The sequence below is a fragment of the Sphingobacterium sp. WM genome, assembly GCF_029542465.1.
Taxonomy (GTDB): Bacteria; Bacteroidota; Bacteroidia; order Sphingobacteriales; family Sphingobacteriaceae; genus Sphingobacterium; species Sphingobacterium cellulitidis.
In genome coordinates, this window is the sequence record NZ_CP120709.1 from 3805367 (window position 1) to 3818065 (window position 12699).

At 35.6% G+C, this 12699-nt stretch carries 9 protein-coding genes; 5 read left to right on the forward strand and 4 right to left on the reverse strand.

What is annotated here, in order from left to right:
- Window positions 1–53 precede the first annotated feature (53 nt).
- A complete protein-coding gene (locus PZ892_RS16190; RefSeq protein WP_277711550.1) occupies window positions 54–1103 on the forward strand; it encodes a ThuA domain-containing protein in 1050 nt (349 codons plus the stop codon).
- A 3-nt stretch (window positions 1104–1106) separates the two neighbouring features.
- Here PZ892_RS16190 and PZ892_RS16195 read toward each other — a convergent pair whose 3' ends face one another.
- A complete protein-coding gene (locus PZ892_RS16195) occupies window positions 1107–2360 on the reverse strand; it encodes a glycosyltransferase N-terminal domain-containing protein (RefSeq protein ID WP_308419488.1) in 1254 nt (417 codons plus the stop codon).
- A gap of 56 nt (window positions 2361–2416) precedes the next feature.
- Between PZ892_RS16195 and PZ892_RS16200 the strand changes: the two genes are divergently transcribed.
- Together PZ892_RS16200 and galE are read left to right on the forward strand one after the other, a co-directional pair.
- Window positions 2417–3391 carry a UDP-glucuronic acid decarboxylase family protein gene (locus PZ892_RS16200; RefSeq protein ID WP_094257297.1) on the forward strand — a complete coding sequence of 325 codons (975 nt, stop codon included), beginning with the start codon at window positions 2417–2419 and terminating at the stop codon, window positions 3389–3391.
- 1 nt (window position 3392) lies between these two features.
- Complete coding sequence (gene galE / locus PZ892_RS16205; RefSeq protein WP_094257298.1) at window positions 3393–4421, forward strand: UDP-glucose 4-epimerase GalE; 1029 nt, start codon at window positions 3393–3395, stop codon at window positions 4419–4421.
- Window positions 4422–4531: 110 nt separating this feature from the next.
- Here galE and PZ892_RS16210 read toward each other — a convergent pair whose 3' ends face one another.
- Complete coding sequence (locus PZ892_RS16210; RefSeq protein ID WP_347176393.1) at window positions 4532–4834, reverse strand: DUF983 domain-containing protein; 303 nt, start codon at window positions 4832–4834, stop codon at window positions 4532–4534.
- A gap of 125 nt (window positions 4835–4959) precedes the next feature.
- Window positions 4960–5820 carry a helix-turn-helix transcriptional regulator gene (locus PZ892_RS16215; RefSeq protein WP_182499152.1) on the reverse strand — a complete coding sequence of 287 codons (861 nt, stop codon included), beginning with the start codon at window positions 5818–5820 and terminating at the stop codon, window positions 4960–4962.
- A 172-nt stretch (window positions 5821–5992) separates the two neighbouring features.
- Here PZ892_RS16215 and PZ892_RS16220 point away from each other — a divergent pair, with 172 nt between their 5' ends.
- Window positions 5993–6547: a hypothetical protein gene (locus PZ892_RS16220; RefSeq protein ID WP_094257301.1), complete on the forward strand. Its 555-nt coding sequence runs from the start codon at window positions 5993–5995 to the stop codon at window positions 6545–6547.
- A 59-nt stretch (window positions 6548–6606) separates the two neighbouring features.
- Window positions 6607–9942: a transcription-repair coupling factor gene (mfd, locus tag PZ892_RS16225; RefSeq protein WP_277711551.1), complete on the forward strand. Its 3336-nt coding sequence runs from the start codon at window positions 6607–6609 to the stop codon at window positions 9940–9942.
- Between the two features lie 190 nt (window positions 9943–10132).
- Here mfd and PZ892_RS16230 read toward each other — a convergent pair whose 3' ends face one another.
- The gene (locus tag PZ892_RS16230) at window positions 10133–12628 is read right to left on the reverse strand and encodes a M14 metallopeptidase family protein (protein ID WP_277711552.1); all 2496 of its coding nucleotides are present in this window, start codon (window positions 12626–12628) and stop codon (window positions 10133–10135) included.
- Between the last annotated feature and the right edge of the window lie 71 nt (window positions 12629–12699).

The window sequence follows — 12699 nt, forward strand, 5'->3', positions numbered from 1 at the left end:
CCAAAGTCCATGAAAGTTCTATTGAATTAATATCAAAAATTTCCAACACAAAAATGAAAAATCAACTCAAACCTAACCGAATTCTTTCATTTTGGAGCCGAAAAATCTTATTGGTAGCTTTTCTATCGATAAGTTTCGGATTTCATATTTGTATTGCTCAACAGTCAAACTGGCTACACTACAGCCCTGAAAAATCTATTTCCAAAGGTAAAAAAGTGGTTCTTATTTCTGGGGATGAAGAATATCGGTCTGAGGAGAGTTTACCCATGCTGGCGAAAATTTTGACACAAAAACATGGTTTTGAAACTATTGTTTTATTTGCCATAAATCCAGACACTAAGGAGATTGACCCAGAATATCAGAAAAACATTCCAGGTTTGGAGAATCTACAAAATGCGGATTTAATGATTATTGCAAGTCGATTTAGGGAATTGCCTGATGACCAAATGAAATTTGTCGACAATTTTCTAAAAGCGGGCAAACCAGTCATTGGGCTTCGCACTGCGACCCATGCCTTTAATTTCCCAAAGGAGTCCAAAAGTGCCTATAAGCATTATGGGTTCAGCAATCAGGAGGGTGAATGGAAAGGTGGTTTTGGAGGCTTTGTACTTGGTGAAACATGGATTAACCATCATGGAGACCATGGCACAGAAGGTTCATTAGGTTTGACCAATGGTCTTCAAGTAAATGCAAAAAACCCTATTTTAATTGGGGTTGAAGATATTTGGGTTCCATCAGATGTATATGGAATCAAGAATAATCTTCAACAGGCAAAAATCCTTGTCTTTGGTCAACCAACTTTGGGTATGACTGCAGAAAGCCCTGTAAATAGAAAGAAATCCATAATGCCGGTTGCCTGGACAAAAGATTATCAAATTCCAGGTGGAAAAAAAGGAAAGGTTTTTACAACCACAATGGGATCTTCGATTGATCTTTTAGATCAAAATCTAAGAAGATTAATAGTGAATGCGAGTTATTGGGCAGTAGGATTAGAAAACGAAATTAAAGCAGATTTTAATGTAGACCCAATTGGAGATTACCAACCAATTATGTTTGGATTTGGGACTCATAAAAAGGGAAAATATCCTAAGGATTATCAATAAGAATTATACTTTGTTCAACAATTTTTCAGTTTCCAGATATTTCATAATAATTTGGGTTGCACCGGAACGTTGTTGGACATAGTTTTTTGCAGCCAAACTGGCTTTCAATAGTTTCTCAGAATTTGACAGAGCTTGGTAGACTTCATTAAGCTCTTTTTCATTTGCGATCGAGAATCCAGCACCTATTTCCAATAAATCTATTGCTTCCTGAAACTTCTCATATTTAGGACCAAATATGACAGGCATTCCATAAGTAGCCGCTTCCAAGGTATTATGAATCCCTACCCCAAATCCACCGCCGATATAAGCAATCCTTCCATAATAATACAAGGAGGATAACATGCCAATATTATCGATAATCAATTGTCTGGATGCAGCAATTTGTTGGTCGGTATAGGTATTGAATTTTGAAAACAATAAGGCATGCGGGAATAGCTTTAAGATTTGGTCAATATGCTCTTGATGAATTTCATGAGGAGCAATAATTGCTTTCAAATCTTTATTTTTTTCCAATAAATCTTTTAGCAGGATTTCATCAGGTTGCCATGTACTTCCAGCGACTAGAACAGAATCCTTACCTACAAATCTTTGAACTTCTGGAATATCTTTATGTTGTTTTGGCAATTCGACAACACGGTCAAATCGAGTATCACCGGCTAATCCGGCATTCGTTATTCCTATCCATTTTAACATATGAACACTTTCGTTATTCTGGGTAAAAAAGAAGGACACATTTTTGAGAATAGACCTAAAGAAACCACCGTATTGCTTAAAGAACACCTGGTCTTCTCTAAAGATCGCTGATATCATTAATAATCTAATTTTTCTCTTATTTAATTCCTTAAAGTAATGGTACCAGTATTCATATTTTGTGAACACGGCAAATTTTGGGTTTATCAAATCTAAAAATCTACGTGAATTCCTAGGAGTATCTGCTGGTAAATAGAAGACATAATCTGCCAAGGCTGTGTTTTTTCTGATTTCATAACCTGAGGGCGAGAAAAATGTTACAATTATTTTTTCGTTAGGATAACGTATTTTGATTTGCTCCATTACGGCTCTACCCTGTTCAAATTCTCCTAAGGATGCGAAGTGGAACCAAATGTATTCTTGATCTTTTTCAACCGTTTGTTCAATACGTTGGAGCAGATCCTTACGACCGTTTAGGAGGAGCTTTGCTTTGGCATTAAAGAGAGCAAAGACCCGTAGCAACAAGCCGTAAATTAAAATCCCCAAGTCGTAAAGAAAACGCATCATGTTAAAATATTACTTATATTCGTCAAAGATATTTAAACCTTTTCAAATTCACTATTGTGCAAGAAAACAAGCGCAAACGAATATTAATCACTGGAGCGGCTGGATTTTTAGGATCCCATCTATGTGACCATTTTATTGAATTAGGATTTCATGTCATAGGGATGGATAATTTAGTGACGGGAGACCTTAGAAATATCGAACATCTCTTCCATCTACCGAATTTCGAGTTTTACCATCATGATGTTTCCAAATTTGTACATGTCCCGGGGGAACTCCATTATATTCTACACTTTGCTTCACCGGCAAGCCCCATTGATTATCTGAAGATTCCGATTCAAACCTTAAAGGTAGGTTCATTGGGAACACATAATTTATTAGGGTTAGCCAAAAGTAAAAACGCTAGAATCCTTGTTGCCTCAACCTCTGAAGTTTATGGAGATCCTTTGGTTTCACCACAAAATGAAGAATATTGGGGGAATGTAAATCCTGTAGGACCAAGAGGGGTTTATGATGAGGCGAAGCGGTTCCAAGAAGCGATGACCATGGCCTATCATAATTTTCATGGACTTGAGACTAGAATAGCCAGGATTTTCAACACCTTTGGCCCGCGGATGCGCCTTGAGGATGGTCGAGCATTACCGACTTTTATTTCCCAAGCTTTACAGAACCAAGATGTAACTGTTTTTGGAGATGGCCAACAAACCCGATCATTTATATATGTCTCTGACCAAGTGGAAGGGATTTGTAAGCTATTATTCAGTGATTATCAATTTCCAATCAACATAGGAAATCCTGATGAGATGACTTTAATAGATATGGCAAAAGAGATCATTGAATTAACGGAAAGTAGTTCAAATATTATTTTTGAGGCCCTTCCAGTAGATGATCCTAAAAAAAGGCGTCCTGATATTTCGAAGGCCAGGGAAATTCTAAATTGGGAGCCGAAGATTTCAAGGCTAGAAGGACTTGAAAAAACAATTAAATACTATAAAACATTATTTAAAGAACAAGCAACGATAAAATCGAAATAAAATGAGTAAAATACTAGTTACCGGTGGTACCGGATTTATTGGATCACATACAGTTGTAGAACTTCACAATGCAGGCTATACTCCTGTTCTAGTTGATAATCTTTCAAATTCAAATATTAAAATCTTGGATCAAATTGAAAAAATCATTGGTGTGAAGCCAGAATTTCATCAATTTGACCTATGCGACACTGAGAAAGTAAATGAATTTGTAAAGTCAAATCCAGATATTTCAGGTATTATCCATTTTGCTGCTTCAAAGGCAGTAGGAGAATCAGTTCAGAACCCTTTGAAATACTATCATAACAATTTCTTCTCATTAATCAATTTATTAGAGGCATATCGCGATAAACCAATCAACTTTGTATTTTCCTCAAGTTGTACGGTTTATGGGGAGCCAGATGCGCTTCCTGTAACGGAAAGTGCTCCAGTAAAAAAGGCGACCTCACCATATGGCAACACGAAGCAGATTGCTGAAGAAATTCTTGAAGAAACAGCCAAGGCAAATCAAAACTATCAATTTGTAGCCTTACGTTATTTCAATCCAGTTGGTGCTCATAGTTCTGCACTTATTGGAGAATTGCCTATTGGAATTCCTCAGAATCTATTACCATTCATCACTCAAACGGCCATTGGGAAGCGCGAAAAATTAACTGTATTTGGGGATGATTATGAGACAGAAGATGGATCAGCAGTTAGGGATTATATCCATGTTGTAGATTTAGCAAAAGCGCACGTGGCTGCGATTAAATTGTTAGAAAAAGGAAATCCAAACGGTAATTATGATGTATTCAACATTGGTACTGGCAATGGATATTCTGTATTAGAAGCTATCAAAGCATTTGAATCAGCATCAGGTCAAAAGTTAAATTATGAGGTTGGACCACGTCGTGAAGGAGACATCATCAAGGTTTGGGGAGATGTTACAAAATCTACGAAGGAACTAGGATGGAAAGCAGAATTAGGAATTGATGAAATGATGTCCTCTGCTTGGGAATGGGAAAAATATTTGAAGGAAAATCCTATTCAGTAATTTTTAGATATCAATAAAGAGATAGAAAGACTGTCAATTTTAATATCTCATTTTAAATACAAAGAAGGCTCTTGATAATTTCAAGAGCCTTCTTTATTTGATTGCAGATTCTATTTTCCTTCTTCTTTTACTCTTTCAAATATTTTCGGATTGAACTTAAATGAAGGAGTCATCAAATACAATAGGATGATTCTAGAATAACGATTATTAAAAGGTGCCATAATCAAAGTTACGGCCAATGCCACTATTACGTATAACCAGGGACTTTCTAGATTTCCTGACAATAAATAGGTAGCCACACAAGCTGTAACCAACTCAGCCACACTTAATGCATAGCTAACGTACATAGCGACATAAAAATAACCGGGTTCCTTTTCAAATTTCAAATCACATGCTGGACATCTTTCCAACATTTTTTTTGATTTAAAACTTAATAGCGGAGCAGCGAACATATTTCCTGTTCTACACCTCGGGCATTTCCCTTCGATCGCGCTTTTCAATTCGGAAGGAATGGTATATTTTGTTTCCATATTAATATTTACGTCCATTGTGATTTTCTGAATTCTTCGGGTGTTTTACCCTCTACTTTTTTAAAAAACTTAGTAAAATAGGAGTTATCATTAAAGCTCAACTCATAAGCTACTTGAGATATTGTCCAATCAGGCAATATCAATAAGCGCTTAGCTTCCAACATGATTCTATTCCTAATTACCTCCCCTGCTTGTAAGCCCAAATATTCCTTACATACGGAATTTAAATGATTGGGAGTTACGAATAATAATTCTGCATATTCCTTTGGCAAATGCAATTCCTTATATCTCTGATCTACCAATGAAATAAAGTTCTTGATTAAAACCAAGTGATAATCAATTGATTTTGCCGGAAAATTCGGAATATATGCTTGATCAAATCTCAACAAGATATATAATAATAGAGATCGTTTTAAGTCGATCGATACGGTTCGACTGTTAATTTCTATTAATTGATCAAACAATTGTGAAATTTCCTTCACTTGATACTCTTCTAAAACAAATACCCCATCATTCAAAGATGAAAATAGATCCAGATTTTCGACGTAATCAGGTTGAATTAATAAAGATTTAAAATAATCAATATCAAAGTTGACTATATAGCCTTTCATTTCACCTTCAAACATCCAAGAATGAACTTGTCCAGGTCCCATAAAATAAACCTGACCAGGCACGATCTTATATTGCTTAAAATCTATTTCATGCATTCCCGCCCCTGAAAGGAATAACAACATTTGGTAGAAATTGTGTCGATGAGGGAATACTAGGTTATTATTCTTTCCCAAATAAACCTCAAGACGATCCGCCAGAAAGTGTTTATCCTCTTTATAGGATACTGTACATTGCTCTAAAACAGGTATCTTGTGCATACAATACAAAGGTAAACAATAACTACCATGAGGAATGGTATAATACCCATTATCAATGGTGTTTTTTACTTATAACAAATTAAATCAACTTAATTTTGATTGAAATAGTACCATTGCCAGGAACGTATATGGTATTTATTGTATTATTATAGATGTATACTTATCTTTATTCATGTCATTACACAAAGATCAAGAACTCAAGGAAGCTGTCCTCAATCTACCTTCAAAAGAAAAAGATAAACTCCTCGTAAGGTTAATAAATAAGGATAAAATGCTATTGAAACAATTGCATTATGAATTACTTGAAGACGAAACTGACCTTGAAGATCGAATTTTTGATTTAAAGAAGAATCTGGAGTCCTTGTTTGAGATAAACAATAATAAGACAAAAAATCTGCCTCAATATTCAAACTATAAGAGTTTGAATAGTACATTTAGGCAGGCCAGTGGAATGATTAATGAACATGAAAAAATCACAAAAGATAAGTTCTCAGTTGTAGAATGTCGATTATTAATACTTCAGGAGGCATTTGATCGATACCCTTCTCTTTTTGGCCCCTCAGCTCTATCCCCTGCATTCAAATTACATAAGTATATCAGTGCACGAATAAAGAACGTTGTTAAAATCTTTGATGCCTTACATGAGGATTTTCAGTTTGACCTTAAAGATCAAATGGATTATGTTTTAGAATTTGCTCACAATCACAAATTAGATCAAGGTTTATAGGTCTATAGACTAAATAAAATCCCCAAGCATTTTTTGTAAATTTGCAAAAATATACTAACGTGAATATCCAAGAAATATTAAATAAATACATCCAATCCGAACAAGTCAAGCGCTTTAGCAACAGTATTCAAGATGGGAAACCAAAAATTCATTTAAAAGGATTAGTAGGTTCATCAGATGCTATGTTTGCTGCTGCTTGTTATGCAGAGGAGAAAAAATTAAACGTATTTATTTTGCCTACTCATGAGGATGCATCGTATTTCTTGAGCGATTTAGAGAGTTTATTTGATACTCAAATATTGTTTTTCCCTTCCTCTTATCGAAAAGCATTTGATTTCACGATATTGGATAGTGCGAATGTACTACAGCGTGCTGAAACGTTGAGTTCCTTAAATCGGAATTCAGAATTACCAAAAATTGTGGTAACCTATCCAGAGGCTATAGCAGAGAAAGTAATCAATAAACAAGATCTTGAGAAAAACACGTTAGAAATTCGGGTTGGCATAAAATTAAGCATTGATTTCATAAATGAGTTTCTCTATGAATATGATTTTGAGCGAGTAGATTTTGTTTATGAACCGGGACAATTTGCCATCCGTGGTGGTATTGTGGACATTTTTTCATTCTCGAATGATTTACCGTATAGGATTGAGTTTTTTGGGGATGAAATTGAGAGTATCCGAACCTTTGATATTGAATCACAGCTTTCTGTGAATAAGATAAATTCGGTTACTATTGTACCGAATGTTCAAGCGAAATTTTTGACCAACAATCATATCTCTCTTTTAGAATACATCGATAAAGATTCTGTTATATGGATCAAGGATGTGCAATTCACATTAGACATTATTAGCGAGGGGTATAAAAAGGCATCCAAATATTGGAAAGCCTTAACTGAGAAAGATATTAAGGATAATCCTGATTGGGTAGATCCCAGATTTACTTTTACGGATGATAAAAACTTCAGCGCCATGCTTTTTGAGTATCCGCTTGTAGAATTTGGAAAACAATTTTTCTATAAGCCGGATCTGGAACTTAGTTTTGATACTCATCCTCAACCCTCATTCAATAAGGATTTCAATTTGCTAATCCACAATTTCAATGAAAACGAAAAACATGCGATACATAATTACATTTTTTCGGATTCTACCAAGCAAATTGAAAGGATTTATGCTATTCTAGAGGATTTGGACAACACTGTCACCTTTACTCCTATTTACAAGGCTTTACGAGAAGGTTTTAGGGATGATAAGCTTAAAGTGGCTTGTTATACTGACCATCAAATCTTTGATCGATATTATAAATATAAGCGTCGAAAGGGTTATGAACGCTCACAGGCGATTACCTTAAAGGAGTTAAGTGAGCTTAAACCGGGAGATTATATCACCCATATTGACCATGGAGTTGGAAAGTATGCGGGATTGGAGAAAGTTGATGTCAATGGAAAAAGTCAGGAGATGATCAGGTTGGTTTATGCCGACAATGATTTATTGTATGTCAATATCAACTCCTTGAATAGAATTTCCAAATACTCTGGAAAAGAGGGTACAGTTCCTAAAATGAATAAACTAGGAACAGATGCTTGGGAAAAACTAAAGAAAACCACAAAGAAAAAAGTAAAGGATATTGCCCGTGATTTGATTATGCTTTATGCGAAGCGTAAGGCTCAGACAGGTAATGCTTTTAGTCCTGACACATATTTACAGCGAGAATTAGAGGCTTCATTTATTTATGAAGACACCCCTGATCAAGAAAAAGCTACTGCAGACTTTAAGAAAGACATGGAGTCACCGCATCCAATGGATCGATTAGTCTGTGGAGATGTGGGATTTGGCAAGACAGAAGTTGCGATTCGAGCTGCTTTTAAGGCCGTGGCGGACAGCAAGCAAGTTGCGGTATTAGTTCCTACGACGATCTTAGCCCTTCAACATTTCAGAACCTTTTCTGAACGTTTAAAAGGGATGCCAGTAAATATTGACTACATCAATCGTTTCAAGACTTCCAAACAAATTAAGGACACCCTTAAAAGGCTCCAAGAGGGGAAAATCGACATTATTATCGGAACTCATCGGTTGGTAAGTAAAGATGTTAAGTTTAAGGACTTAGGCTTGATGATCATTGATGAGGAGCAAAAGTTTGGGGTTTCTGTTAAGGAGAAATTAAAAGTAATGCGAGCAAATGTAGACTCCTTAACATTAACAGCCACACCTATTCCAAGAACATTACACTTTTCCCTAATGGGCGCGAGAGATTTGAGTATTATTTCAACTCCGCCACCCAACAGACAACCTGTTCAAACGGAACTTCATGTTTTCAATGAGAACCTGATCAAAGAAGCAGTTAGCTTTGAGGTTGATCGTGGGGGTCAAGTTTTCTTTATCCACAATCGGGTCGCTGACCTTCCACAATTAGGGATGTTAATTCGAAAATTGGTTCCTGGAGTTAGAGTTGGGATTGCGCATGGTCAATTGGAAGGTGATGACCTAGAAGATGTAATGTTAAAGTTTATTAACCATGAATATGATGTGTTAATTGCTACTACTATTATTGAAGCAGGGTTAGACATTCCAAATGCAAATACGATCATTATTAATCAGGCACATATGTTTGGATTAAGTGATTTGCACCAAATGCGTGGACGTGTTGGTCGATCCAACAAGAAGGCCTTCTGTTATTTACTAAGTCCGCCATTATCTACCCTGACGAGTGAGGCCTATAAACGTCTCTCTGCTATTGAGGAATTCTCTGAATTAGGATCTGGATTCAATGTAGCCATGCGTGATTTAGATATTCGTGGATCTGGAAATTTATTAGGAGCAGAACAATCCGGTTTCATCGCTGAGATAGGTTTTGAAATGTATAATAAAATCCTCGATGAAGCGGTTCAGGAGTTAAAAGATGATGAATTTGGAGAGTTATTCGCTGATGAGGAAAACAGAAAATATGTGACCTTCACACAAATTGACACTGACCTTGAGGTCATGATTCCCGATGAATATGTGACCAATGTTCCGGAGCGATATAACCTATATAACGATATTTCGAAGTTAAAGGATGAGGGACAACTACAAAAATTCGAAAAGGAATTAATTGATAGATTTGGTCCCATTCCTGAACAAGTATTTGAATTGTTTAATACCCTTAGACTACAATGGCTTGGGAAAGAAATTGGCTTGGAGAAGATATCCTACAAGAAGCATGTTTTAAAGGGCTATTTTGTTAATAATCCGAAGTCCAGTTATTATCAGTCAGATAGTTTTGGGAAGGTATTAACCTTTGTCCAACAGCATTCGAGCAATTCAAATATGAAAGAGGTAAAAGGTCAATTAAGAATTGCTATCAATAATGTCAATAGTATAGAATATGCTATTGAGTTATTGAAACAAATGCGTTAATCTAATATTGGGGTCTAATGGCTGTATTGTATAAAAACACAAAATAACATAAGAAAAACTTTATATAATGACGTATTCGCCTCGATTTCTTTTTATTTACTGATATATTTCTCTGCATAAAAAAAGTCCTAATACTTATTATCAAAATTAATAAGCATTAGGACTGAAATCAATCCCCAGAATTGGGTATTTATTCTATTCCAAAGAAGGTTGCATTGGCCATAATCAATTTACCACTTTCCCAGAAGTTTCTGAAAAGCACATTATCTGTCAGGTAAATAACTGATCCTCTTCCAATATTTTCGGTTCCAAAGACCAATCCATTCTTTAATTTTTTTGCCAAGCTATGACCGACAAAACCGCTCATTTTTGAGTTTTCTGTAATATATCCAACATTCCAACCTTTGCCAGGTTCGAAGTATTGAAATAAGTTTTCATCTTGCTTTAAGGTAAAATAATCTTTTACCCCAAACATCAACGGGTGGGAAGCATCAAATGTTACCCTAAAAATAGCGCCGGCAGTATAATTTTCCAATGCTCCACGTTCTCTGTCTCCATATTTTTTCAACGGACTAGGTTTGGTTTTAGAGGAGCTATCTTGCTTCACAGTTTTTAAGCCTGACCAAGTTTGACCAGCCAATTGACTAACAGCACTTTCCAAAGCAATTACCTTTCCTCCTTTTTTTATCCAATTAAAAAATTCATCACTTTGTGTCTTATCTTTCAAAAAGGAATAACTACCATTAGGCATAATAAACACATCAATTTCATCCCACTCTACCCTTGAAAAGTCAGTAGGATTAATTAATACAATAGGATATTCTAATTGCTGATCAAAATAATGCCATACCTCACCTACATTAGTTGCACGAATTCCTTCTCCCGCCATCATCATTACCTTAGGAGCTTTGATGGTCTTAACATCAGAACTACCTAAATCCTTGCCGCCTTCTACAATTCCAGATGCTATAGCATAGGTCTTTACTTGAAGCCTATCAGCTTCCTCTTTCAATATTTTTTCAGTATTAGTCTGCTTATTGCCGTTCTTCATCACCAGAATAGATCCTTTCGGAAAATCTTCAGAACCTATCTTAAAACTTTGATCCGATACCTTTACTGTGATTTTATTGCGGAGTAGGGCAGCTAATAATTTTGCGGATGTAAAGCCATCCCATTTTATAGCATATCCAAAATTAGAGCCTGTTGTATTATTAATTTTTTCTAATTGATAAGGATTTAGATTTGAGATTTTAGATTGACTAGCAATTGCTGGCAATCCATATACATAAGGCAAAGACCAAGCTGTTATATCGTAAGTAACTGAATCTGTAAGTTTTGCTTCAGGCTCAAATAACACTCTAATCAATGCTGCTTTCGATTGATTCCCAGGAATGACAACGTCTTTATCTGTAAGTGAATGATTTTGTTCTTTTTTGGAGAAATAATCCATGCCTTTCACTGATCCAGAAGAAGAATAATAGTTGATTTTATTCTTATCCAATAGTTCTAATAAGGCGCGAATACTTTTATCTCGTGAATTATCATATTTAATGATATAGCTTTGGAAAGATGACAATTTACCTGAAGCGGCTTCATCTCCAAATTTTTTAAACTCTGAGACCACTTTTGCGGCATTTTGAGAAACTATTTCAATGACATTCAATCCTGATGCATGATGTTGAATAGCACGATCTACTAAGGTTAAAGTATCTTTATCATCTGTATAAACCCCTAAACCAGCTGATCCATTTCCTGCTTTTTCAAAGGTCATACCAATGGCACCCGAGTAAATTGGATAGGTATCTCCATATGAAGGGTAGAACAAATCGAAGCGTTCTTTAGTAAAATATAACCAGCCTTTTGAATCAAAATATTTAGCATTATGCTTTCCAATTGTGGTTTGAAACTCACGTTGCCATGGAGTTATCACTTCATGTAGAGGCTCGGCAGCTGGGGGGAAATAATAAGGAGAATTAATTCCTTGTTCATGGAAGTCAACATGAATATGTGGCAACCATTTATTATAAATTACGGCTCTTAAAGTGCTCTCACGTTGGGTTTGCCAAGCCCAATCTCTATTCATATCGAAGTAGTAATGATTATATCGTCCTCCCGGCCATGGTTCACGATGTTCTCTAGCATACAATTCAGGGTTATATTTTACTCCAACTACAGAATTATACCAATTATTATAACGTTCTGTTCCATCCGGATTTAAACATGGATCAATAATTACCAGGGTATTTTCTAGCCAAGTTTTACTTTTAGAGTTGTTGGGATTAACTAATTCGAATAATGTCATCATGGATGCTTCAATGGAAGAAGTCTCGTTACCATGGATATTATTACTTATCCACACGATTGCAGGGCTGCTACTATTTCCTTCACCTTCTAAGGCATGAGCTAATTTTAAATTATTCGTCCGGATATTTTCTAGATTTCCGATGTTTTGGGCTGAGGAAATGTAAAAAACCCGAAGAGGCCTTCCTTCAGTTGTTTCACCATAGGATTCCATTTTTATTTGATTAGGCACCTGATTGGCCAGATATTGATAGTACTCCAATACTTTCCAATGAGGTGTCACTTTTGATCCGACCTGATATCCCAGGAATTCAGCTGGTGATTTAATTTGTCCGAAGGTAAGTGTAGAAATAAAACAAGCCAAGATGGCAAGCATTTTTTTCATAGTATATGAGGTTAATTAGGATTTATTACATTTAATTATTTCGATGCTGAAATTAAGGATTTACAACTTAT